The 24,723-nt window shown below is 54.9% G+C and carries 23 protein-coding genes and 1 pseudogene; 20 read left to right on the top strand and 4 right to left on the bottom strand.

Going from position 1 to position 24,723, the window contains the following annotated elements:
* The first annotated feature begins 32 nt into the window (after positions 1-32).
* The 7 genes from corC (at position 33) to HCX89_RS22020 (ending at position 7,095) form a co-directional block, all read left to right on the top strand.
* Positions 33-914: a CNNM family magnesium/cobalt transport protein CorC gene (corC, locus tag HCX89_RS22050; RefSeq protein ID WP_025011682.1), complete on the top strand. Its 882-nt coding sequence runs from the start codon at positions 33-35 to the stop codon at positions 912-914.
* The gene (lnt, locus tag HCX89_RS22045) at positions 911-2,464 is read left to right on the top strand and encodes an apolipoprotein N-acyltransferase (RefSeq protein WP_167717470.1); all 1,554 of its coding nucleotides are present in this window, start codon (positions 911-913) and stop codon (positions 2,462-2,464) included. Before corC ends, lnt begins: the two co-directional genes overlap by 4 nt.
* A gap of 112 nt (positions 2,465-2,576) precedes the next feature.
* Positions 2,577-3,296, top strand: coding sequence for a thermostable hemolysin (locus tag HCX89_RS22040; protein WP_167717468.1), 720 nt, complete (start codon positions 2,577-2,579; stop codon positions 3,294-3,296).
* On the top strand, positions 3,293-4,924 hold the full coding sequence (locus HCX89_RS22035) for an AMP-binding protein (protein WP_167717466.1): 1,632 nt from the start codon (positions 3,293-3,295) through the stop codon (positions 4,922-4,924). Before HCX89_RS22040 ends, HCX89_RS22035 begins: the two co-directional genes overlap by 4 nt.
* Positions 4,924-5,595 carry a TenA family transcriptional regulator gene (locus HCX89_RS22030; RefSeq protein WP_044735010.1) on the top strand — a complete coding sequence of 224 codons (672 nt, stop codon included), beginning with the start codon at positions 4,924-4,926 and terminating at the stop codon, positions 5,593-5,595. The genes HCX89_RS22035 and HCX89_RS22030 overlap by 1 nt, the downstream gene beginning before the upstream one ends.
* A gap of 14 nt (positions 5,596-5,609) precedes the next feature.
* Entirely contained in the window at positions 5,610-6,455 is an 846-nt protein-coding gene (locus HCX89_RS22025) for an SDR family oxidoreductase (RefSeq protein ID WP_167717464.1), read from the top strand.
* A complete protein-coding gene (locus HCX89_RS22020) occupies positions 6,442-7,095 on the top strand; it encodes a tetratricopeptide repeat protein (protein ID WP_025011680.1) in 654 nt (217 codons plus the stop codon). Before HCX89_RS22025 ends, HCX89_RS22020 begins: the two co-directional genes overlap by 14 nt.
* A gap of 169 nt (positions 7,096-7,264) precedes the next feature.
* Here the strand turns inward: HCX89_RS22020 and HCX89_RS22015 are convergent, their stop codons facing one another.
* Positions 7,265-7,765 carry a zinc ribbon-containing protein gene (locus HCX89_RS22015; protein ID WP_165565491.1) on the bottom strand — a complete coding sequence of 167 codons (501 nt, stop codon included), beginning with the start codon at positions 7,763-7,765 and terminating at the stop codon, positions 7,265-7,267.
* Positions 7,766-7,887: 122 nt separating this feature from the next.
* Between HCX89_RS22015 and leuS the strand changes: the two genes are divergently transcribed.
* From leuS to HCX89_RS21955, 12 genes are all read left to right on the top strand, one after another.
* Entirely contained in the window at positions 7,888-10,467 is a 2,580-nt protein-coding gene (leuS, locus tag HCX89_RS22010; protein ID WP_025889584.1) for a leucine--tRNA ligase, read from the top strand.
* Between the two features lie 17 nt (positions 10,468-10,484).
* A complete protein-coding gene (gene lptE / locus HCX89_RS22005; protein ID WP_025011678.1) occupies positions 10,485-10,994 on the top strand; it encodes an LPS assembly lipoprotein LptE in 510 nt (169 codons plus the stop codon).
* Complete coding sequence (gene holA, locus HCX89_RS22000; RefSeq protein WP_044735014.1) at positions 10,994-12,025, top strand: DNA polymerase III subunit delta; 1,032 nt, start codon at positions 10,994-10,996, stop codon at positions 12,023-12,025. The genes lptE and holA overlap by 1 nt, the downstream gene beginning before the upstream one ends.
* Positions 12,026-12,034: 9 nt before the next feature.
* Entirely contained in the window at positions 12,035-12,691 is a 657-nt protein-coding gene (nadD, locus tag HCX89_RS21995; RefSeq protein WP_109248057.1) for a nicotinate-nucleotide adenylyltransferase, read from the top strand.
* Positions 12,692-12,782: 91 nt separating this feature from the next.
* Positions 12,783-13,112 (top strand): ribosome silencing factor, encoded by a 330-nt coding sequence (rsfS, locus tag HCX89_RS21990; protein ID WP_025011675.1) that lies wholly within the window; start codon positions 12,783-12,785, stop codon positions 13,110-13,112.
* Positions 13,112-13,582, top strand: a complete 471-nt coding sequence (gene rlmH / locus HCX89_RS21985) for a 23S rRNA (pseudouridine(1915)-N(3))-methyltransferase RlmH (protein WP_071237163.1) — start codon at positions 13,112-13,114, stop codon at positions 13,580-13,582. The genes rsfS and rlmH overlap by 1 nt, the downstream gene beginning before the upstream one ends.
* A 63-nt stretch (positions 13,583-13,645) precedes the next feature.
* Complete coding sequence (gene mrdA / locus HCX89_RS21980) at positions 13,646-15,514, top strand: penicillin-binding protein 2 (RefSeq protein ID WP_093982410.1); 1,869 nt, start codon at positions 13,646-13,648, stop codon at positions 15,512-15,514.
* Positions 15,498-16,601 (top strand): rod shape-determining protein RodA, encoded by a 1,104-nt coding sequence (gene rodA, locus HCX89_RS21975; RefSeq protein ID WP_025889581.1) that lies wholly within the window; start codon positions 15,498-15,500, stop codon positions 16,599-16,601. Before mrdA ends, rodA begins: the two co-directional genes overlap by 17 nt.
* An 11-nt stretch (positions 16,602-16,612) precedes the next feature.
* Complete coding sequence (gene mltB, locus HCX89_RS21970) at positions 16,613-17,608, top strand: lytic murein transglycosylase B (RefSeq protein WP_167717462.1); 996 nt, start codon at positions 16,613-16,615, stop codon at positions 17,606-17,608.
* Positions 17,595-18,386 carry a septal ring lytic transglycosylase RlpA family protein gene (locus HCX89_RS21965; protein WP_025011672.1) on the top strand — a complete coding sequence of 264 codons (792 nt, stop codon included), beginning with the start codon at positions 17,595-17,597 and terminating at the stop codon, positions 18,384-18,386. Before mltB ends, HCX89_RS21965 begins: the two co-directional genes overlap by 14 nt.
* A 128-nt stretch (positions 18,387-18,514) precedes the next feature.
* A complete protein-coding gene (locus tag HCX89_RS21960) occupies positions 18,515-19,696 on the top strand; it encodes a serine hydrolase (protein ID WP_025011671.1) in 1,182 nt (393 codons plus the stop codon).
* Between the two features lie 272 nt (positions 19,697-19,968).
* Positions 19,969-21,270, top strand: a complete 1,302-nt coding sequence (locus tag HCX89_RS21955) for a DEAD/DEAH box helicase (RefSeq protein ID WP_071237160.1) — start codon at positions 19,969-19,971, stop codon at positions 21,268-21,270.
* 170 nt (positions 21,271-21,440) lie between these two features.
* Here HCX89_RS21955 and HCX89_RS21950 read toward each other — a convergent pair whose 3' ends face one another.
* Positions 21,441-21,998 carry a DJ-1/PfpI family protein gene (locus tag HCX89_RS21950; RefSeq protein WP_045283884.1) on the bottom strand — a complete coding sequence of 186 codons (558 nt, stop codon included), beginning with the start codon at positions 21,996-21,998 and terminating at the stop codon, positions 21,441-21,443.
* Positions 21,999-22,293: 295 nt separating this feature from the next.
* Here HCX89_RS21950 and HCX89_RS21945 point away from each other — a divergent pair, with 295 nt between their 5' ends.
* Complete coding sequence (locus HCX89_RS21945; RefSeq protein ID WP_156018994.1) at positions 22,294-22,926, top strand: DUF2913 family protein; 633 nt, start codon at positions 22,294-22,296, stop codon at positions 22,924-22,926.
* A 260-nt stretch (positions 22,927-23,186) separates the two neighbouring features.
* On the opposite strand, the gene HCX89_RS23135 is transcribed toward HCX89_RS21945, so the two are convergent.
* On the bottom strand, positions 23,187-23,591 hold the full coding sequence (locus HCX89_RS23135; RefSeq protein ID WP_052678940.1) for an energy transducer TonB: 405 nt from the start codon (positions 23,589-23,591) through the stop codon (positions 23,187-23,189).
* Positions 23,592-24,104: 513 nt separating this feature from the next.
* Positions 24,105-24,723 (bottom strand): annotated as a pseudogene (locus tag HCX89_RS21935) (alpha-amylase family glycosyl hydrolase); the annotation flags it as partial.

The raw sequence follows: 24,723 nt of genomic DNA, 5'->3' as shown, positions 1-24,723 counted from the left end.
TTGCCAGGGTTCGCCCTGTCATGAAGAACACTATGAGTGACGATATCCCCCCGAGTACCAGCGCCCATAAGAAAGGCTGGTTTGACCGAGTAAGCCAGTTATTCCAGGGCGAACCTCAAAATCGCGAAGATCTGGTTGAGGTGATCCACGATGCCGAGCAGCGTGAGCTCATCACAGAAGATACCCGCGAGATGATAAAAGGTGTTTTAGAGGTATCTGATTTGCGTGTAAGGGACATAATGATCCCCAGAGCGCAGATTGTCGCCATCCAATTCAATGACTCTGTTGAGGAACTGCTCAACACTGTCATCAACTCTGCTCATTCCCGCTTTCCTGTGGTCAATGAAGACAAAGACCATATCGAAGGCATACTGCTGGCCAAAGATCTGCTGAAGTACGGCTTCAACAACAGTGAAGAACCCTTCTCACTGGAAAAAGTGATCCGCCCGGCCGTTGTAGTGCCCGAGAGCAAGAGAGTGGATGTGCTGCTCAAAGAGTTCCGTTCCCAACGCTACCATATGGCGATTGTGGTCGATGAATACGGTGGTGTTTCCGGCCTGGTCACCATTGAAGATATTCTCGAAGAGATTGTCGGCGATATTGAAGATGAGTTCGATCACGACAACAGCGACGAGTCTGAGATCCGTAAAGCCGGTAACCGGGTTTACATGGTCAAGGCACTGACCGAGATTGAAGATTTCAACGAAACCTTCAACACCCATTTCAGTGATGAAGAGTTCGACACAGTCGGCGGCCTGGTGTCCCACGCCTTCGGTCACCTGCCGGAGCGCAACGAGAAGATCGTCATCGACGGCATTGAATTTAAAGTCATCAGTGCCGATACCCGCCGTTTATTGCAACTCAGGGTGAAACTGCCCGATCCCAACGATACTGAAGACAGTAACGACCAGTGAAGTCCACATTAGCGGCGCTACAACGCCACCCCAAGCTGCGTCTGGTACTGGCCTTTTTGGCCGGTGCCAGTACGGCACTTTCCTTTGCCCCCTACGATCTTTGGCCCATCTACCCGCTGGCGCTGGCCTTTGGCCTTTGGCAAAGTGACAAGCTTTCCCCCAAGGCCAGTTTTGGCTATTGGCTCAGCTTTGGCTTTGGCGCCTTTGCCTTCGGGATCAGCTGGGTGCATGTCAGCATGGACAGATTCGGTGGCTTGCCGCTGATTGCTTCCATAGGCCTGATGGCCCTGTTGGCCCTCTATCTGGCCTTGTATCCGGCGCTGGCCGGTGCCCTGCTGGCCCGACTGGCGCCCAAGCGTCATAACTGGCAACTGCTGGGGCTGTTTCCGGCGCTCTGGACACTGTGTGAATGGTTGCGGGGCTGGGTGCTCACCGGTTTTCCCTGGCTCTGGGGCGGCTATAGCCAAACCTCGGGCCCCTTGAAGCCACTGGCCTCAATGATAGGCACTTTGGGACTCAGTTTTACGGTGGCGCTGCTGGCAGCAAGCCTGGTGCTGCTACTCAAACGCCGCTGGCTCAGCCTGGTGGTGAACTCGGCGCTACTGGCCCTGCTCGTATGGCAGGCGCCGCGATTTTCAACGGTTGAGCGCACCGGCGAGACCCTCAGCGTGGCGCTGGTGCAGGGCAATATTCCCCAAAGCATGAAGTGGGATCCGGACGCGCTCTGGCCGACTATGCTCAAATATATGGATCTCTCCCGCCCGCATCTGGACAGAGACTTGGTGATCTGGCCCGAGGCAGCGATACCGGCCCCGGAAAGCATGGTGGCAGAGTTTCTCGACAACGCCAACAAAGTTGCCAATCTGCGGGATGCCGCCATCATCACAGGTATCATCAGCCAGCGAAATGGCGACTTCTACAACTCGCTGATCGTGCTGGGGAATCATCATCAGAAACAGCAGGAGAACGCCGACTATAGCGCAGCTGGCAACAACCAGTTCCGCAAGCATCACCTGCTGCCCATAGGCGAGTTTGTACCCATGGAGTCGCTGCTGCGGCCGCTGGCGCCCTTTTTCAACCTGCCCATGTCCTCGTTTGCCAGAGGCAGTTATCAGCAAAACAACCTGACGGCGCTGGGTCATACGCTGGCACCGGCTATCTGTTATGAAATCGCTTTCCCCGAGCAACTCAGGGCCAATGTCGCCGAGGATACCCAGGTGTTGCTGACCGTCTCCAACGATGCCTGGTTCGGTGAGTCCAATGGCCCACTGCAACACATGGAGATAGCCCAGATGCGCTCGGCCGAGTTGGGTCGGCCTCTGCTGCGGGCCACCAACAATGGCGTCACCGCCGTGGTGGATGAATTTGGCAATATCAGTGCCAAACTACCGCAGTTTGTCGAGGGCGTGCTCACGGCTGAAGTGCCGCTGGTCGAGGGCCAGACCCTGTTCAGCCGGGTCGGTCAATGGCCGGTACTGGGGCTGAGTGGCTTGCTGCTGCTTTTGGGGCTGTTGTATTGCCCCAAACGGCGAAAGAGCGATAAAAGCTAAAACCAACCAATTGATTTTTATCTAATTGATAAAATATTAATGGATACATAAGTATTTCTTAAGACTGCTTTTCTAGGCTCTGGATACTGGTTAACAGATCCGGAGTATCTCTATGGTCAAGCAGTTTCCCCTGTCTGCCCTGGAAAAGGACGTCCCAAGCTCTGCCAACCCACCTCATTCGCTTCCCGAGTGTCGCCTGTTCCATGAGCAGGCAGAGGGCCGCACTGAGGTCGAAGGCTATATCGCCGCAAAGTACTTTCAGGTGCATGGTGCCAAGCTCAAGGAATTTTTGCCTTTCTTACTGCAGCTGAGCATGAAGGGGCAGCCTCAGGGTGCCTTCGGACTCAGAGCCGGTTGTTACCACCCCTTGTTTCTGGAGCAATATCTCAAGGATCCCATAGAGCAGCAAGTGGCGCTGCTAACCAAACGCCCGGTGGACAGGGCTTCCTTGGTAGAGGTGGGCAATCTGGCACTCACCAACAAGAGTTCAGGGCCACTGCTGCTGGTACTGCTTGCAGCTACTCTGGCCAGAGCCGGTTTTGAGTATATGGTCTTTACCGTCACAGAGCAGGTAGAGGCGCTGATGAAACTGCTGGGCTTTTCGCCCATGCAGCTGTGCAGCGCCGATCCTGAGCGACTGGAAGGTGACAGCGCCATCTGGGGCAATTACTACCGCAACAACCCCAGAGTCATGATTGGCGATCTGCGCCTCGCCCAAGAGGTGATAGAAACCAGTCCCCGCTTGAGACGACTGGCACAAAGGCACGAATCGGATATCAACTCCATGGCGGCCGAATTGGCTTATGCCAGGACCCGGGAGCCAAACCTATGACTCCATCGCCCCCATTAAGCCAAGCCAATACCTCTGAGTCAGGCGCCGGAACAAACCTTGATTGGGATGTTCTAGGCAAACTCAACGGCGAAGATCAGTCCATTGCCCTTATCGATGCTGAACGGCAACTCAGCTACCTTGAACTGAAAACAGAAATCCGCCGCTACAGTGACTTCCTCAAACGCCTGAATATCCGTAGCCTGGCACTGCATGCCGACAACAGTGTGCAGTGGGCAATACTGGATCTCGCCTGCCAGCAGGCGGGAGTTCTTTGCCTGCCCTTGCCGCTGTTTTTCTCCCAAGATCAGTTGGCAAGCTGCCTTGAACAAACCTCGGTTGAGCTGGTGCTGAGCGAAAGCCCACAAATTCAGCCTTGTTTGCCAAAGGGCTTCGCGCCTTACCAAGGTCTCAGTGAACTGGGCTGCAATCTACACGGCTGGCATTTATACCACAGGCAGTTATCCGACGAGCAGCTATCTGACGGACAGCTCTGCTACGGACATCCGGGTCAACAGAGCACTTGCGCCGAGAAAACGGCGGCTTTTCCGCAAGTCCCTCAGGGCACAGCCAAAATCACCTTTACCTCAGGCTCTACCGGTAATCCCAAGGGGGTGTGTCTCAGCAGCGAGCATCAATGGCGGGTGGCCGAATCGCTTGCCACAGTCACGGCCATGCCCTGTCCTCGGCATCTTTGTCTGTTGCCCTTGAGCACCTTGCTGGAAAACATCGCCGGTATCTACAGCCCCTTGCTGTGCGGCGGCACTGTGCTGCTGCCCTCGGATAAAGCACGCGGCATGCACGGCAGCTCAAGACTCGACAGCCGGGCGCTGCTGCAGACCATAAGCCAAGCGCAGCCGAGCAGCATGATCCTCATTCCTCAGTTGCTGACACTGCTGGTCGGTGCCTGTGAACAAGGTTGGCAAGCGCCGGACTCACTGCGCTTTGTCGCCGTCGGTGGCGGCAAGGTCGCCCCCGAGTTGCTGCTGCGGGCCAGGGAGCTTGGATTGCCGGTTTATGAGGGTTACGGCCTGTCGGAATGTGGCTCTGTCGTGGCGCTCAACACCCCGGATAAAGACACTCCCGGCTTTGCCGGCACTGTGTTGCCTCACTGCAAAGTCACCATTCGCGGCGGCGAAATCCATGTCGGCGGCGCCAGTCACCTGGGGTATCTCGGCCAACCCGAGACTTGGGGCCAGGGAGAAATCGCCACCGGCGACCTTGGCCAACTCGATAAAGGTGTGCTCGCCATTAACGGGCGCCGCAAGCATCTGCTTATCAGCTCCTTTGGCCGCAATATCAGCCCTGAGTGGGTGGAGTCGGCGCTGATGGCCAAACCGCTGCTGAGTCAGTGTATGGTGCTTGGCGACGCCAAACCCTGGCTCAGCGCGCTGCTGTGCGCTCCGCTCCAAGTCAGCAATGAACAGCTCCAGGTCTGGCTGGATGCGGTCAATGCCACACTGCCCGACTACGCCAGGATCAAACGCTGGATAAGACTGAATGAAACCGAGCTCAAGCCTCACACCACAGCCAATGGCAGGGTCAAGCGCGCCTCACTACTGAGCGCCCTGGCCGCTCAAATAGAACAGCTCTATCTATCTGAAACCCCATATATTGAGGGAGCCCTATAATGAATTTCTACGACCAATTACAACAAGCAACCCAGAGCGGCCGCGAGTATCTGCTGGCCAGTCCTATCATAGGCAAATGCCTGCAAGGAGAGATAAGCCTGGAGGAATATGTCGCCTTCCTGCACCAGGCCTATCACCATGTGAAGCACACTTCGCCGCTGCTCATGGCCACAGGCGCCAGACTGCCGGAAAGCAAGGAATGGCTCAGGGTGGCGGTAGCCGAGTATATCGAAGAGGAGCAAGGCCACCAGGAGTGGATCCTCAATGACATAGCCGCCTGCGGTTTTGACAAGGAAAAGGCCAGACGCAGCACGCCGCTGTTTGCCACAGAGGTCATGGTGGCTTACGCCTACGACATGGTGAATCGGGTAAGTCCGCTGGGCTTTTTCGGCATGGTCAATGTACTGGAAGGCACCAGCATTAATCTGGCGCTGCTGGCAGCCGAGAAAGTGCAATCGCGCCTGGGGCTGCCGGATTCGGCCTTCAGTTATCTCAAGTCTCACGGCGAACTGGATAAGCAACATATCCATTTCTTTGAGGGGCTGATGAACCGGATTGAGGATCCCGAAGAACAGGCCTTGATCATTCACGCAGCCAACAACTTCTACCGCCTCTACGGCAACATCTTCCGCGAGCTGGCGCCGGCCCAGGCCTTGGCGCTGGCCTCCTGAAAACGGTGACCAATATGGAACTCAAACATCTGAATGTCATCATCACAGGCGCCAGTGGCGGCATCGGCAGCGCCATCGCCAGGGCGCTGGCCGCCAAAGGCGCCAGACTGCTGCTCTGCGGCCGGGATCAAGCCAAGCTCGATGCCCTGAAACAGAGCCTTGCCGGGGAGCATCACACCTTAAGCGCCGATCTGAGCTGCAGTGGCGGTCAATGTCAGCTGCGCCAAGCCGCCGGAGTGTTCAGCCCCAAGGTGTTAATCAACTGCCTCGGGGTCAATCAACTCAGCATGTTGGAAGCCAGCGACACCTGTGATACCCGCGCCATGATGGCGGTGAACCTGGAGGCGCCCATCAACTGTTGCCGCACCCTGCTGCCCTTGCTCAAACGCCAGTCCGAGGCCGCCATCATCAATGTCGGTTCCATTCTCGGCAGCATAGGCTACCCGGGTTCCAGCCTTTACTGCGCCAGCAAGTTTGGCCTCAGGGGTTTTACCGAAGCACTGGAGCGGGAGTTGGCCGACAGCAAGATTAAGGTGCTCTATTTCGCCCCCAGAGCCACGGATACCGAACTCAATACAGAATCGATGCGCCAGCTCAATTCAGCGCTCGGCAACCGTCAGGACAGCCCTGAGTGGGTGGCCGACATCCTCTGCCGCGATCTGGCCGATAATCGCCGGGGCCGCCGCTTTATCGGTTGGCCGGAAAAGCTGTTTGTGCGGATAAACGCCCTGCTGCCCGGCCTGGTTAACAATGATACCCGCAAGAAACTGCCACTTATCCGCCAGTTTTGCCAAAGGGCCATGCCAATACAAGACACGGCCAACCCCATCACCGAAGGAGAGAAACATGAAGCCATTTAAACTCTTGTGCCTGAGCGCAGCGCTGCTGGTGAGTCCTTCGCTCTGGGCCGATGACGCCAGCGATCTGGCCGTCAAACAGCTGCAACACGACTGGGCCATCAACAACTATCAACTCAGCGGCGACGAGCAGGAAAAAGCCTTTGTCAAACTGCTGAAGCTGGCGGATGAGTCGGTGCAGTCCCACCCCCAAAGTACAGGCGTGCGCATCTGGCACGGGATTATCAACTCTACCTATGCCGGGGTCAGCGGCGGCCTCGGTGCCCTCAAATATGCCAAACGGGCTCGCAGTGATTTCGAGCAGGCGCTTAAGCAAGATCCCACCGCGCTCAAGGGCTCGGCCTACACCAGTCTTGGGGTGCTTTACTACAAGGTGCCCGGCTGGCCGCTGGGCTTTGGGGACGATGACAAGGCCGAGGAGTTGCTGAAACAGGCGTTGGAGCTCAACCCCGATGGTATAGACAGCAACTACTTCTACGGCGACTTCCTGCTGGAAGAGGACAGGTATGACGAAGCCCTGCCTTTCCTGCAAAAGGCGCTCGAAGCCGCCCCAAGGCCAGGGCGCGAGCTGGCAGATGCGGGTCGCAAGCAGGAAATCAAGGCAGCACTCGCCAAAATCGCCGCCTATCGCGATAACAGTTGATCAAAACCCGTGTTGAGAAACGGCACATCTGCAGCTAAAACCTGTCAGTCTCAGTTTCAAACGGCATCAACAATATAGAAAACGCAGGCCGAAGCCTGCGTTTTTATATCTGTGCGTTTAAGGGTTTTTCCTTGAGCTCCAAGCCATTGAAAGCCGGAACATCTATGACTCAGGGCGCCAGCGCTTCACGGGTAAATTCCGAGTGGTCACACTCGGGGCAGTCTGGAATAACGCCTGGGAACTCAAAGTCCATCTCATGGCCGCAGTTGCTGCAGACCATCTTGCCCTGACTGACGATATCGCCGCTCTGATAATAACCATGGTGTTTGAACTCATGGGCCAGTTCGTGCCACTCCACCTGGCTGCGGTCACTGATTTCGCCCAGCCAATGCCAGAGGGTATTTTCCAGTGTCAACATAGTGGGGCTGTAACTGATGTCATCCTCCGTTTGGCTCTGGATATAACTGGCGATATCCCGCTTGAGGAACTCCTCGACCAGAGACAGCTCGGCCTCACCGGCCTGCTGCTTGATGGCCAAATACTCTTTCCCTTCCTTGATAGAGTTAAATAAGCTCTTAACTGTCAATGAGTTATCTTGGTTATACTGTTGTTTGACTCTGTCAATCAAGGCCTGATACAGCGCCAGTAACTCCGTACTTCTCTCACTCATGGCCAATACTCCTTTAAGACGAACCTTTCTTAATGACTCACTTCTGGTTTATTCTATGCAGATCTAAACGGCGCAGTATAGTGCGCATGTCAAAATAATGGGCGGCATTGCCGAAAAACCTGATGCAAGAGCAATATAATCCCTCAGAAATCGAAGCCAAAGTGCAAACGCACTGGGCAGAAAAGAAAACTTTTGAAGTCACCGAAGATCCGAGTAAAGAGAAGTTCTACTGCCTCTCTATGTTCCCCTATCCTTCAGGTCGGCTGCATATGGGACACGTGCGTAACTACACCATAGGTGACGTAGTTTCCCGTTTCCAGCGTCTGCAGGGTAAAAATGTGCTTCAGCCCATCGGCTGGGATGCCTTCGGTCTGCCGGCAGAAAATGCCGCGATCAAGAACGCCACTGCGCCGGCGCCTTGGACCTATGAAAACATAGATTACATGAAGAACCAGCTGAAAATGCTGGGTTTCGGCTACGACTGGAGCCGTGAAATTGCCACCTGTACCCCGGAATACTATCGCTGGGAACAGTGGTTCTTCACCAAACTGTATGAAAAAGGCTTGGTGTACAAGAAAACAGCTTCGGTCAACTGGTGCCCCAATGACCAGACTGTACTGGCCAACGAGCAGGTTATCGATGGTTGCTGCTGGCGCTGCGACACTGTGGTTGAGCAGAAAGAGATCCCTCAGTGGTTTATCAAGATCACTCAGTACGCCGAAGAGCTGCTGAATGATATCGATACCCTCGAAGGTTGGCCTGAGCAGGTCAAGACCATGCAGCGTAACTGGATTGGTCGCTCCGAAGGGGTCGAGATGACCTTCAAGGTGGCCGGTTCTGACGATAGCTTCGACATCTACACCACACGTCCGGATACAGTGATGGGCGTGACCTATGTGGCCATTGCCGCCGGTCACCCGCTGGCCGAGAAAGCCGCCGCCAACAACCCGGCGCTGGCAGCCTTTGTTGAAGAGTGCAAGCAGAGCACCGCCTCCGAGGCCGAGCTGGCCACCATGGAGAAAAAAGGTGTCGATACCGGCCTCAAGGCGATCCACCCGCTGACAGGCGAAGAAGTCCCGGTTTGGGCCGCCAACTTTGTCCTGATGAACTATGGTACCGGCGCCGTGATGTCGGTTCCCGGCCACGACCAGCGTGACTATGAGTTCGCCACCAAGTATGGCCTGGCTATCAAAGGCGTGATTAAGCCTGCCGATGGCGAGCTGGATATCTCTGAAGCCGCTTACACTGAAAAAGGCATACTGTTCAACTCAGGTGAGTTCGATGGTCTGGACTTTGAAGCCGCCTTCAACGCCATCGCCGACAAGCTGAGTGCCGAAGGCAAAGGCAAGCGCCAGGTTAATTTCCGTCTGCGCGACTGGGGCGTCAGCCGCCAGCGCTACTGGGGCGCACCTATCCCTATGGTGACTCTGGAAGACGGCACTGTGATGCCTACGCCGGAAGAACAACTGCCGGTCATTCTGCCGGAAGATGTGGTCATGGATGGGGTCCAAAGCCCAATCAAGGCCGATAAAGAGTGGGCCAAGACCACAGTCAACGGCCAAAATGCCCTGCGCGAAACCGACACCTTCGACACCTTTATGGAGTCCAGCTGGTACTATGCCCGCTACTGCTCGCCCAAGGCCGATCAGATGCTGGATCCAGCCAAGGCCGACTACTGGCTGCCGGTAGATCAATACATAGGCGGTATCGAACACGCCTGTATGCACCTGTTGTACTTCCGTTTCTTCCACAAACTGTTGCGTGATGCCGGTTTGGTTAACTCCAATGAACCTGCCAAGCGTCTGTTGACTCAAGGCATGGTACTGGCCGATGCCTTCTACTACAGCAACGAGAAGGGCGCCCGCGTTTGGGTATCGCCACTGGAAGTGACTGTGGTTGAGAAAGACGACAAGGGTCGGATCCTCAAGGCCGTGGACAATGAAGGCCATGAGCTGACTTACACCGGCATGAGCAAGATGTCCAAGTCGAAAAACAACGGCATCGATCCGCAAGTGATGGTGGAGAAGTACGGCGCCGATACTGTGCGACTGTTCATGATGTTTGCCTCACCACCGGAGCTGACATTGGAATGGCAGGAGTCCGGCGTGGAAGGCGCCCACCGCTTTATCAAGCGTCTGTGGAAACTGGCCCATGACCATATCGCCAAAGGCGCGGCTCCAGCGCTGGATATAGCGGCACTGACCGGCGAGCAGAAAACGCTGCGCCGCGAACTGCACAAGACCATAGCCAAGGTGACCGACGATATCGGCCGCCGCCAGATGTTCAACACCGCCATTGCCGCCGTGATGGAACTGATGAACGCGCTGCAGAAGGCTCCGCAGGAAACCGAGCAGGACAGAGCCCTGATGGCCGAAGCCCTGTCTGCCGTGGTGCGTCTCTTGTACCCCATCACCCCACACCTGAGCTTCAACCTGTGGCAGGAGCTGGGCATGGAAGGCGATATCGAGTCAGCCAGCTGGCCTGAAACCGACGAATCTGCACTGGTCGAAGACAGCAAGCTGATCGTGGTGCAGGTCAACGGTAAGCTCAGAGCCAAGATCACTGTGGCGGCCGATGCTGCCAAGGAAGAGGTCGAAGCCCTGGGTCTGGCCGATGAACAGGTGATCAAGCACACCGAAGGCAAGACCATCCGCAAGGTGATCTATGTTCCAGGTAAACTGCTGAACATAGTCGCCAACTGAGAAAAAACAGGACATCCATGCTGAAACTATCTTTAAGCGTGAAGCAGTTGATGTTCGCCCTGCTGGCACTGGTCGTTATGACCAGTGCCGGTTGCGGCTTTCAACTTCAGGGAAGTTATTCCATTCCGCCCGAGCTCAGCAAGCTGAGCCTTGAGAGCAGCGACAAATACAGCGAACTGAGCCGCCTGGTGCGTGAACGCCTGCGTCTCAACAATGTCGGCATAGAGGAACCCGCCAAGGGTATTCCCCGGCTGGTGCTGCTGAGCGACACTCTGGAGCGCTCAACCTTGTCGCTCTACCCCACAGGCAACGTCGCCGAATATGAACTCATCTACCATGTGCGTTTTGCCGTGTCTCTGCCGGGCAAGGAAGCACAACCTTTTGATGTGGAAATCCGCCGCGATTATCTCGACGACCCCCGCACCGCGCTGGCCAAGAGCCGGGAGATGGAGTTGCTGGTCAAAGAGATGCGCATTCAAGCTGCCGATAACATCATCCAGACTCTGGCCGCCATTGAGGTGAACTGATGCGGGTCTATCCGGATCAGTTACACCGGCAGTTGTCGCCGCTGAAATCCTGCTATCTGCTGCTGGGCGACGATCCCTATCTGCTGGACAGCAGCAAGCGGCAAATCCTGGCTGCCGCCCGCAGCCAAGGCTTTGAAGAAAGGTTGCAACTGACTCAGGAAGCTAACTTCAACTGGCAGGATCTCGCCAACGAATGGCACGCCATGAGCCTGTTTGCCAGTCGCAGAATCATAGAACTCAACCTGCCCCAGGCCAAGCCGGGTGCAGATGGCGGCGCCATGCTGCAAAGCCTTATTGCTGAACAAAACCCGGATATAGTGTTGATCATCGACGGCCCCAAGCTTGGCCGCGATCAGCAAAACAGCAAGTGGTTCAAAGCCCTGGACAGCCAAGGTCTTTATGTTCCTTGCGCCACACCCGAAGGGGCCCAGTTCCAGCGCTGGCTCGACGGCCGTATTCAATACTATCGGCTCAATCTCAAAAACGATGCCAGAGCCATGCTGTATGCCCTTTACGAAGGCAATCTGCTGGCGGCCGATCAGGCGATGCAACTGCTGCAGCTGCTGGCCGGTGCCCGTCCTGTAGACAGCGAAGAGCTGAGCCGCTACTTCGAAGATCAATCCCGCTTCAGCGTGTTCCAATTGACCGATGCCCTGCTGGCTAACCAACAGGATAAGGCCCAGCATATCCTCGCCCAGCTCAAGGCCGAAGAAACCGCCATGCCCATTATCCATTGGGCGCTGCAAAAAGAGCTGACCTTGCTGCTGACGCTGCAATCGGCCCGCAGTCAGGGCGAGAGCCTCAATAGCCTGTTCGGCAAGCATAGAATTTGGGACAAGCGCAAGCCGCTCTATCAGGGCGCCCTCACCCGGCTGAGCCTGGAAGCCATAGAGTCCATGCTGGCTATCGCCTCCAAGCTGGAGCTGGCACTGAAACAACAAGGCCAGGAAAACTGGACCGGCCTGTCCCATCTGTGTTTGCTGTTCGATCCCAAGGCGGCGCGCCACCTTGGCCATATTGAGTTCGACTGAGGAGGCAGGATGCGTATCGGGCTGATGGGCGGTACTTTCGACCCAGTTCACTATGGTCACCTCAAACCCGCGGCCGAAGTCAAAGCCCGGCTAGAGCTGGATAAGCTCTGGTTGCTGCCGAACCATATTCCGCCGCACAAAGCCAAGGCCACCGCCAGCAGCGAGCAGCGCCTGGCCATGCTTAAACTGGCCTGCGACGAGTTCCCCGATATGGACATTTGCGATATCGAGCTCAAGCGCAATGCCCCCTCCTATAGCGTCGCGACGCTGGAAGCGCTGCAGCAAGCTTTCCCTGGCGCCGAATTTCAATTCATCATGGGTACAGATTCCTTGCTGTCGCTACCGAGCTGGCATCAATGGCAGCGGCTGTTTTCCCTGTGTAACCTGGTGGTTTGCCAGCGCCCGGACTGGCACCTGCCAAAGGACGCCGAAATCCAAACCGAACTGGCCCAAAGAGGCTGCTCGGTCACCCAGGCCTTGGCAGCGAGGGACAAGGGCCAACATCAAAGCGGCAAAATCATCAGCCTCCCGGTCGAGCCGCAGCCCTTTTCCTCCACGGCTATTCGCCGCGCCATCGCCGCCGGTGACATTAATGCCTGCCGCGCCGCCATGCCCAAAGCCGTGCTCGAGTATATAGTTGCAAACCGCCTCTATCTTGGCGGTTAACTGCGGTGGATGGGCGATAAATGCTATGGGACTTGCCCGCCAGCGCTGATATACTACTGCGCTTGATCAAAAACATGAGAGGATCTTCAGCGTGCAAGGCACAGAACTGAAACAATTTGTTGTCGACAAGGTCGATGATCTCAAGGCTCGGGACATAGTCGTGCTGGATGTCAGCAAAAAGTCCAACGTGACCGACTTTATGGTTATCTGCTCAGGCACATCCAAGACCCATGTTCGCGCCATTGCTGAAAATGTGGTTGCCGAAGCCAAGCAAGCCGGCATGCAACCTCAGGGCGTAGAAGGCCGCGACAGCAGCGACTGGGTTCTGGTGGATCTGGGTGATGTGATTCTGCATGTGATGCAGGAACAAACCCGCGAACATTACCAGTTGGAAAAACTCTGGTCTGACGCCAACGCCTGATGAAACTGCAACTCGTTGCCGTAGGCACCAAAATGCCGGACTGGGTCAGCAAGGGTTTCGCCGAGTACCAGCGCCGCTTCCCCAGGGACATGGCGCTGGAGCTGGTTGAAATTCCTGCCGGCAAGCGGGGCAAGAATGCCGATATCGCCCGTATTCTGCAAAAAGAGGGCGAAGCTATGTTGGCCGCGATCCCCAAGGGCAACCATATCGTCACTCTGGATCTGCCGGGCAAGAACTGGACCACTCCGGAACTCGCCTCTGCCATGGAAAAATGGCAGCTCGATGGCCGGGATGTCAGCCTGCTGATAGGCGGCCCGGAAGGCTTGGCTCCCGCCTGTAAACAAGCCGCCAGCCAAAGCTGGTGTCTGTCGGCCCTGACCCTGCCCCACCCCTTGGTGAGAGTCGTGGTGGCCGAGAGTCTTTACCGGGCCTGGAGCATCAACAACAATCATCCCTACCACAGGGAATAAGGCACCCAAGAGCCACTTGCATTAGCTGACTTTGCATTAACAGTTTGAACCGGAGAGAATCCATTGCCGCGTAGAAAGCGAATAACCATGCATGATCACGCCGCCGAGGCGGCACTGTTCAAACGCCGGGCGCTGTTTACCTTTGTCTGCGTGGTCGCTTTGCTCAGCCTGTTGCTAGGCAACCTCTACTATCTGCAGGTGGTGTCTTTCAAAGACTACGAAACCCGCTCCAATGATAACCGTATCCGAGTGGTACCGCTGGCACCCAGCCGCGGCCTGATCTATGACCGTAACGGCAAGCTGCTGGCAGAGAACCTGCCCTTCTACACCCTGGAAGTGATCCCGGAGAAGGTGAAGAACATGCAGCAGACGCTGGATGAACTCTCAACCGTTATCGACCTCAGTCAGGATGAGCGCGACAGCTTCACCGAGTCACTGAAATATCACCGCCGTTTCAAGCCGTTGCCGCTCAAGACCCGGCTGACGGAAGACGAGGTGGCCCTGTTCAGTGTTAACCAACACAGGTTCGATGGTTTCTATGTCGATGCCGGTCTTAAACGCCACTACCCCTACAGCAGCCTGCTGACCCATGTGCTGGGCTATGTCGGCAAAATCAACTCCAGGGACAGAGACGCGCTGGAACGCTCCGGCAGTTGGAAAAACTATGCCGCCACCAAGGACATAGGCAAACAGGGGATAGAAAAGTTCTATGAGAGCCTGCTCCACGGCTTGCCCGGGCATCTGGAGGAAGAGGTCAATAACCTGGGACGCAGTGTTCGCACCCTCAAGGTGACCCAGCCCGAGCCAGGACAGGATATATACCTGACACTGGATCTGCAGCTGCAGCAAAAGGCCACCGAGCTACTGGATGGCCGCCGCGGCTCAATCGTGGCAATAGACCCAAGAGACGGCGGGATTCTGGCCATGGTCTCCAGCCCCAGCTATGACCCGAACCAGTTTGTGCACGGGATCAGTTCCAAGGCATACAGCGAGCTGCTCAACAGCCGCTCACGCCCCTTGATTAACCGCGCAACCCAAGGGCAATATGCCCCGGCCTCCACGGTCAAACCACATCTGGCACTCCTGGGGCTGGAAGATCAAACCATTAGCGAGAAGACCCGCATCTGGGATCCCGGCTTCTGGCAGATCCCTGGGGTCGATCGTAAATACCGCGACTGGAAACGCTGGGGGCATGGCTGGGTGGATGTCTATGACTCCATAGTCCACTCCTGCGATACCTTCTACTACGACATGGCCTACAAGGTGGGCATCGACAAGATTTCCGGCTTTATGGATCAGTTCGGCTTCGGTCAAAATACCGGGGTGGATATCTTCGAAGAGTCTGCCGGGGTAATGCCATCGAGGGACTGGAAACGCCTCAAGTACAACCAACCCTGGTACATAGGCGACACCATCTCGGTCGGGATTGGCCAGGGTTACTGGACCACCACGCCGTTGCAGCTGGCCAATGCCACTGCCATTTTGGCCAACCGCGGTAAACGCTTTACTCCGCACCTACTCAAGGCCATCAAGGACAACACAGCCCGCATCGAGACGCCGGTGGATGAAAGGCCACCGATAGTGCTGAAAAACAAAAACAACTGGGAGATCATCAACGAGGCCATGCGCCGCACCGCGCAGAAGAGTCGCTTCACTGATGCCAGTTATACCGCGGCGATGAAGACAGGTACCGCCCAGGTCTTCAGCGTTGCCGAAGATGAGAAGTATGATGCGGACACCATTGACGAGCATCTGCGCGACAACGCGCTGATCATCGCCTATGCCCCCTACGAAAATCCGAAAATAGTGCTGGCGGTGGTACTGGAAAACGCCGGTTGGGGTGGCGCCAACGCCGGGCCGGTTGCCCGGGCCATGCTGGATGAATATCTGCTACGGGATACCTGGGAGTTGAAACATGAGCCACAGCCGTAAACCCAATATCTGGCAGAAGATGCATATCGATCTGCCGCTGCTGCTCGGCATCCTGGGCCTGATGGGCTTTGGCCTGTTCGTCATCTATTCTGCCAGCGGTGAAGACCTGGCCATGATGGAGCGGCAGCTATTCCGTATGGGGCTGTCCCTTGGGCTGATGCTGTTTATCGCCCAGATTAACCCCGAGGTGTTTCGCCGTTGGGCTCTGCCCATCTATATTGCCGGGGTCGCCCTGCTGCTGGGGGTGCATTTCTTCGGTGAGATCAACAAGGGCGCCCAACGCTGGCTCAATCTGGGCTTTATGGAGTTTCAGCCGTCTGAGCTGATGAAACTGGCCTTCCCGATCACCATGGCCTGGTTTATCTCCAAGTTTCCTTTGCCGCCGAAGAAGCGTTATCTGGCCGGTGCCGGGGTGATTTTGCTGATCCCCACTCTGCTTATCGCCAAACAGCCGGATCTCGGCACCTCAATTCTGGTGGCCGCCTCGGGGATCTTTGTACTGTTTCTCTCCGGCATGAGCTGGGCCATTGTCGGCGGTTTTATCGCCGCCGTGTTGGCGCTGCTGCCGATTCTGTGGTTCTTTTTGATGCACGACTACCAGCGCAATCGAGTGATGACCTTGCTGGATCCCGAGGCCGATCCGCTCGGTACCGGCTACCACATCATTCAGTCCAAGATTGCCATAGGTTCAGGCGGACTCTGGGGCAAGGGCTGGCTCGATGGTACTCAGTCGCAGCTGGAGTTTTTGCCGGAGCGCCACACCGACTTTATATTCGCCGTGATCGGTGAGGAGTTTGGCCTTATCGGCAGTCTGCTGCTGTTGGCACTCTATCTCTATGTAATCGGCCGCGGCCTGGTGATCGCCTCCAGGGCTCAAACCAGCTTTGCCCGCTTGCTGGCCGGCTCGCTGACCCTCACCTTCTTCGTTTATGTGTTTGTGAATATCGGCATGGTGTCCGGTATTTTGCCCGTAGTGGGAGTCCCGCTGCCGCTGATAAGTTATGGCGGCACCTCTATGCTGACATTGATGGCCGCTTTTGGCATTCTAATGAGTATTCACACCCATAGACGCTTCATCGACAGATAGGAACGCCTTACATGCCGACATTCAAAAAGCTGCTCGCACCTCTGGGCCTACTGCTGAGTCTCAACCTCAGCGCCTGCGCCACCGCCGAGGTGCCCTCTCCCGAGCAGCTCAAGCAGGATTTTATCAAACAGCAACAGAGCCAGGGCTTTAGCCAGCAAGAAGTCGAAAGCTTCCTCGCCTCGGCCCAGAAAAACCAGGCGGTATTGGATGCCATCTCCAGTCCTTGGGAGGCCAAACCCTGGCATCAGTACTACCCCATTTTTCTGACCGAAAAACGCCTCGAAGCCGGGCTGAATTTCTGGCAGCAGCACGAACAGACAATAGCGCGCGCTGCCAAGACCTATGGCGTGGATCCGCAAATCATAGTGGCCATTATCGGTATTGAAACCTTCTACGGCGGTTACATGGGCAAATACCCGGTGATCGATGCCCTCTATACCCTGGGGTTCTACTACCCACCACGGGCGACTTTCTTTCGCGGCGAATTTGCCAAGCTGATGACGCTGCTTAAAGAGGAGCAACTCAATAAGGAAACGCTCCTGGGCTCCTACGCCGGCGCCATGGGCTATGGCCAGTTTATTCCCTCAAGCTATCTGGCCTACGCCGTCGACTTTGACGGTGACGGCAAGCGGGATCTGCTGGGCAGTGTCGACGATGCCATAGGCTCAGTAGCCAACTATTTTCACCGTCACGGCTGGAAAGCCGGTGAACCGGTGGCGCTGGAACTGAGCACCTCAGCCACGCCCAAGGCCAAGGTCTGGAAGGGAGAAAAGCTCAATTACCAAGTGGCCGATATCCTCTCTCCCGAGGTGGCACTGAAGGAAAACCGGGATCTGGATGCCAGCCAAAAAGCGCTGCTTATCGAGCTGGAACAGGCCGATGCCAAAGACTATTGGCTGGGGCTGAACAACTTCTATGTGATCACCCGTTACAATCGCAGCCCGCTGTATGCCATGGCGGTTTATCAATTCAGTGAACAACTCAAAGCCCACCATGACAAGACTTAAACTATTGCTGCCACTGACCGCCTCGATTCTGCTGGCCGCCTGTGCCGGCAACTCGGGCCGTTACACCATGAAAGATGATAGGCCTCCGGCCGATGCCCCGGATGTCTCCAAGGTGGAAGATGCCCATCCCAGGTTCGAACCCTACAGTAAACAGGGCAACAAGGATTACCAGGTCAGAGGCAAATCCTACCAGGTGATGCCGTCCGGCAAGGGGTACAAGGTTGAGGGGCTGGCATCCTGGTATGGCGCCAAGTTTCACGGCCATCTTACCTCCAACGGTGAAACCTATGACATGTACTCCATGTCGGCGGCGCACAAGACATTGCCACTGCCCAGCTATGTCAGGGTCACCAATTTGGCCAACAACAAGAGCGTGGTAGTCAGGGTCAATGACCGTGGTCCCTTTCACCCCGACCGAGTGATAGATCTGTCCTACGCCGCGGCTTACCGGCTGGACATGCTGAAGACAGGCACCGCCAGGGTGAGGCTGGAAGTCCTGTTTGAGGACAGCGAAGAGAGCCAGACCATGGCCGAGCTTCGCAGCGACAATTTGCACTATGTGCAGGTGATGGCATCCGGCTCGCGCGAGCGTCTGCTTGAGTTGGCTTCAGAGCTTGAAAACAAGTATCAGGTCAAGAGCCGGATTACCGATGCCAAGCCGGTATACAGGCTGCAACTCGGCCCGGTCAGCCATGAAGGTATTGCCGCCAAATTGCTGGAAAAGCTGAAGCAGGAAGGCTTCCCGAGCAGCTATATGGTGACTGAACCAAAATCATAAGCGTTCAAAATTCCACCATATTTTTAACTAATTAAGGAACCTTAACTGAAATCTCCGGTCGACTAATGTTATACTCGCTGCGAATTTCAGCATATTTTCCGACTCCAACCAGAAGACGTATTCAGGTAATGATGAATTTTGTAAAAAGTCCCGCGAAAGCCTTTCTGTTGTTCGCCTGTGCCTCAGTTTCCGCCGCACAGGCCAACAATGCCCCGATAGTCGTCCCAGATGCACCGGATGTTGCCGCCAAGGCCTATGTCTTGATGGATTACAACTCAGGGCGCTTACTGGCGGAAAATAACGCCTACGAAAGCCTCAACCCTGCCAGCCTGACCAAAATGATGACCAGCTATGTCATAGGTCAGGAGATCAAGGCGGGTAATGTCTCTCCCGATGACGATGTGACCATCAGCAAGAACGCCTGGTCGAAGAACTTCCCCGACTCCTCCAAGATGTTTATCGAAGTCGGCAAGACGGTTAAAGTCTCGGATCTGAACCGGGGTATCATCATCCAATCCGGTAACGATGCCTGTGTTGCCATGGCCGAGCACATTGCCGGAACCGAAGGCGCCTTCGTCGATCTGATGAACTCCTGGGCCAAACAGCTGGGCATGCGTGACAGCTACTTTGAAAACTCCCACGGCCTGGATTCGGACAACCACAAATCCACCGCCTATGATATGGCACTGCTGGGCGCGGCCCTCATCCGTGATGTACCCAACGAGTACGATATCTACAAGGAAAAATCTTTTACCTACAACGGTATCAAGCAGTACAACCGTAACGGCCTCTTGTGGGATAACAGCCTCAATGTCGACGGCATCAAGACAGGCCACACCTCGGGTGCCGGCTATAACCTGGTATCCTCAGCCACCAAAGACGGCATGCGCCTGATTGCCGTGGTCATGGGCACCAAGAGTGAAGCCGCCCGTAAGGCCGAGAGCAAGAAACTGCTCAACTATGGCTTCCGTTTCTTTGAAACCATCACCCCTTACAAGGCCGGTGACAGCTTTGTCACCCAGAAGATCTGGTACGGCGACCGTGACACAGTGGACTTGGGTGTAACCACTGACACTCCTGTCACCATCAACCGGGGTCAGGCTAAAAACCTGCAGGCCAACTTCGAACTGACCAAAGAACTGACCGCACCGCTGGCCAAGGGTGAAGTCGTCGGCCGGGTATACTTCCAGCTTGATGGTAAAGACATTGCCCAGTTCCCACTGGTAACATTGGAAGAAGTCAACGAAGGCAGCTGGTTCAGCAAGCTGATGGACTACTTCAAGCAGATGTTTGCCGGCTGGTTCAGCTAAGCCAATAAATCGTGAGAGAATGCCGCCTGCGGGCGGCATTCTTGTATCTGCAAGAGACAGTGATATCCGCAGCGCCTCAGGGCATTTATCCTTGCAGTGCAAGAATAAAGCAGAAATGAGCAGGCCTTGGTGGATTTTTTTGCTATACTCCGCGCCCGCCCGGGTTATCCCGGCACTTGGCGTTTACTCAGGCCTGAGCTTCCGGCATTTGGGCCGCCGACACCCGAAACAGCCAAGACACACGCCAAGCGGTTGAATACAGGAATATCGAGATGAAGTTTGAATCTTACAGTTTTGCCCCCGAAATACTCCGCGCGCTCAATGAGTGCGGTTATGAGAGCATGACACCGATTCAGAGACAGGCCATCCCTGCGGTTCGCCGCGGTCAGGACGTGCTGGCCAGCGCCCAGACGGGCACAGGCAAGACAGCCGCCTTTGTGCTGCCTATTTTGCAGCGCCTGCAGGATAACCCGCTCGAACTCAAACCCGGCAATATCCGGGCCTTGATCCTGGCACCGACCCGTGAGCTGGTGTCCCAGGTTGCCGACAATGCCCGCCAATACGGCAAATACCTGCAACTATCGGTGGCCACCCTGTTTGGCGGCGTCAAGTCGGCATCTCAGGTCAACAAGCTCAAGCAAGGCGCCGACATAGTGGTGGCCACTCCGGGGCGTTTACTGGAACAACTGCTGGCCGGTAACCTGAGCCTGGGCTCGCTGGAAGTGCTGGTGTTGGATGAAGCCGACCGTATGCTGGATATGGGCTTTATCAACGATATCAACAAAATACTTCAGAGCGCCGCCAAGCAGCGGCAAAATCTGATGTTCTCGGCCACCTTCTCTGGCGCGGTAAGGCGCCTGGCCGATGAGATAATGAACAAGCCCAAGGTCATCACCGCCGACCGTCAAAACACCACAGCGGTGACCGTTAGCCAGGTGGTCTACCCGGTAGAGCAGCGCCGCAAGCGTGAACTCCTGTCTGAGCTTATCGGGCGCAAGAACTGGCAGCAGGTGCTGGTGTTTACCGCCACCCGTGAAGATGCGGATCATCTGGTCAAGGAGCTGAATCTCGACGGTATTGCCAGTGCCGTGGTGCACAGTGAAAAAGCCCAGGGCAGCCGTCGCCGGGCGCTCAGAGAATTCAAGGAAGGCAAGGTACGAGTGTTGGTATCCACCGAAGTGGCCGCCCGCGGCCTGGATATTCCGGATCTCGAGTATGTGGTCAATTACGATCTGCCCTTCCTGGCAGAGGACTATGTGCACCGTATCGGTCGCACCGGCCGCGCCGGCAAGACGGGGGTCGCCATCTCTTTTGTCAGCCGCGAAGAAGAGCGCACTCTGGCCGACATCGAAAAACTGATCGGCCAAAAACTCAAGCGCATCATGATGCCAGGCTATGAAGTGAGTAATCGCGATCTCCTGCTCAAGCAACTGCAAAAGCGCCGCAGCTTCGCCAAGAAAAAGCCGGGCGCCAGCAGCGCATCGGAGCAGGTCGCAGCGGAAAAGAGCATGTCCGGCCGCAGAGTTAAGGTTAAAGTCGGCTCCAGCGGCATCAAGCCCAAGAAGCTCAAGTGAGCCGCCCCGCATGACGGGCTTTTGCTCCGATGTTGAATCATTAAAAAGCCGCGCACTGCGCGGCTTTTGGCTAGTTGGGTTTTAGCTGGTTTTTCTACCGGCTGGAAACACTTGCATTCTCGGCGGCAAAGCTTGCTCCCCTAAGAGACAAGCGCTTTTGTTTACCGAATTCAGAGCAAGGCATGAAACTGCGCCAACCACTGAGGATGGGCAGGCCAAGCCGGCGCTGTAACCAACTTGCCGTCAGTAATCGCTTCTGTCACCTCGATATCGGCATATTCACCACCGGCTTGGCGCACTTCGGGGGCACAGGCAGGATAAGCCGACACCTTCTTGCCCTGCACCACTCCGGCGACGGTCAGCAGTTGCGCCCCATGACAGACTGCGGCAATCGGCTTATCCGCCTTGGCAAAGGCTCGAACCAGCTCAAGCACTTCATCATAGAGACGCAGATACTCGGGTGCTCGGCCGCCGGGGATCAACAGCGCATCAAAATCATCGGCACTTATCTGTTCAAAGTCACCGTTGAGGACGAAGTTGTGCCCAGGTTTTTCACTGTAGGTTTGATCGCCTTCAAAATCATGAATAGCCGTCCTGACAGTATCACCGGCCTCTTTTTCAGGGCACACAGCAGTAACCTTGTGGCCCACCATCTGCAGCGCCTGAAACGGCACCATGATTTCATAGTCTTCCACATAATCACCGGCAAGGATCAATACGTTAGCCATTGTCTTCTCCTGTTATTCCATCGACTCACCATCAGACTCATCTTAACCAAGCCCATAGAGGCAGAGGTAACAACCGGCTACTACCTCATTCTGTTCATTAAACAACCCGGTTGCCCGGCAGACAAGTGATATCCTTGAGATTGAAAAATTTACAGTAAGATAGCTGCGAAGACAGATCGGATAACTGTCTTACTGATAACCATTGTGGTGGTTTTTCTTTGTCTGCCTGATATAGAAAACTGCAGCTTAGGGTATACTCAGCGCCCCATCCATATCTCTTATACGCGGAAAAACAATGACGGAACAAAGCTACAATCAGGCCTTGCTGGCATTAACCCAGGCCGGCCTCGCTGCTTTGGCGGAACGTAACCATGCCGCCGGCAGCATCAAGACTCCGGCAGCGGAAAGTCATTTCCTCTGCAACTGGATGGTGCAGTCATTAAAAGAGAAACGTTTCTCAAAGTTACTGGCAGAAGATCTCACTCGCTGGATAAGAGAGGGCCGAAGCCTGGGGGCAGGGGCCAAGTTACCCGAGGTGCTTCAACGTATCCAGGCGCAGTATCTGCCAGCCATCAATAATGCCGCAGTGGGGCAATCGCTCCAGAACCTGATTGCCGAGCTCCAGGCCGAAAACTGGCTCGTCATCCTCGACTGTGAAGTAAGCGGTAAACTCAAATTAGACAACCAGGGGCAAAACAGCTTGGTGATCTCCGCCGAGCAGTACCAGCAGCATCTGCTCGATGGCAAATTGATAAAACCCATCACCCTTTACATCCGCGCCGACGAGCAGTTGATTGCCCAGTTTGCTGTCAAACATGCGCTTCTATTCAGCAAGGGTGATAAAAAAGCCAGTTGCATCAAGCACCATAAGGCTTATCGACTCTATCCTGATAACCAACAGCCCGCATTGGCATTGCTCAAGGCTTAACTTTCAGCATCGGAAATGACCTTGGAAATGGCACTGGCGAACACTTTCGCCGCCTGAGCTATTTCCCGGTTTATCAGTCCCCCGACCAAGTTCGCTGAATCCACTTTGTGTTCAATCATGGGATTGTTAGCCAACAGAATAAGGATTGCGACTTTCGGCCGCTGGCGCAGCGGCTATCACACGGCTAATAATGGGTGTCTTTGTTATTTTTAGTTCGCGTTAGCGCGTCCGGCGCCACAGGCGCGAAGTTGATTGACTTGTTATATTTTAAATTCTACTGTTTCTTCTTGATATACTTTGACAGTTTTACCATTTAACAATGCAGGCTTATAAAGCCACTTGCCAAATGCACGCTTAGCCTCTTTTTCAAATACTCCCTTGGGCTGAGAGCCTAAAACCTGTATTTCAGTAACTTTACCATTTTCGGTAATAACAGCTGACATTGTAACCCAGCCCTCAACCTTTTCTTCTGCAGCTTTTTTAGGATACATAGGTAAGATCTGAATCATCCAGTGAGTCGGAGCGTCAACTTGATCTTGTTGGTAAACAGTCGGATCTGTAATTTGATCTTGTTGGTAAACAGTCGGATCTGCAATTTGATCTTGTTGAGTGGACGCACAACTGATTAAAGTTGAGCAAAGTAAAATAGTTAGAAGTTTACGCACGAATCATCCTTAAAATATAACGCCTTGCTAAGGGGCAATTGACTGTTAACTAAACTTGCGCGAAGCGCCAAGCCAACTGTAAATTGTCCCAGTGAGTTTACAAAAAATCAAGCCACCCATTATAAAACAATAACCTAATCTTCTTACGTTCAGGCACCGCTAGGGGATTTGAGCACACTGAGGTCGAAAGAGATCCGGGAGTTGCAGAGGTTTAATGAAGAAAAATCAAGCCACCCATTATAAAACAATAACTTAATCATCTTTCTGTCTGTATTCAAGCACCGCTAGGGGATTTGAGTACGCGATATATCGCGATATATAGGACATCCTAAACACTTTTCGAGCCACGAGGAAGCATATCATTCGGTCTCAATTGTTTATAAATGACGATGAAATATTGGAAGTAGACTCTCTAAGACGACTAATCTGCGAGGTTCATACAAAAACTGCGGTTGCCAAGCAGGCCTGCAGCAGGCTTAAGCCTGTTGCTGCAAAATCACCAACGGTTTAAGGTTAATGGGGATGTATTGCTTTGCTTTGTTGCTTACCCCGGCACCATTTACCGCCATATTTGGCCTTCATGGCACACATGGCATCCCATCGGCCACTCATGCCACTGTACTGACGGCGAAACTCCTTGGCAGAAGTTATCCAGGCATCGTCACTGATACCTAGCTCAAACAGCAGTTTGGGTCTGGAACAGGCAATAAAGCCACGCTTGTCTTCCCGCACCGCGCGACCTGTCCAATCAATCAGTTCCAGATAGTCGGCAAAGTGAAACGGAATGCCGCTTTGTTCGGCGGCAGTGGCTGCACCATCAAATTGCAGCAGAGGCTTAAGTGAAGTGTTGGCAGTTGCTGGCTCAGCAACTTCTTCTATGCGCTCCTGAATGGATGTGTAATCAGAAGTTTGCAGCGAATCTGCAATACCGGCGCGAATGGGATTTAAATCCACATACATCATGCAGGCCAGCAGTGCCTGTTCATCGAGCAGCGCCTGCGACTTAAAGCGCCCTTCCCAGAATACGCCCTTGCAACTATCTTCTCGATTGGCCTTGCGGGCGATATATTCATTTAAACAGCGCATAAACCAACTGATACTGCCAAGGCGTTCTTGCCAATCGCTAATCAGC

Origin of the sequence: Shewanella sp. Iso12 (genome assembly GCF_012030025.1) — a bacterium.
GTDB lineage: Bacteria > Pseudomonadota > Gammaproteobacteria > Enterobacterales > Shewanellaceae > Shewanella > Shewanella algae.
The sequence above is the reverse complement of the archived record's forward strand: the minus strand, read 5'-3'. Positions and strand labels throughout refer to the sequence as shown.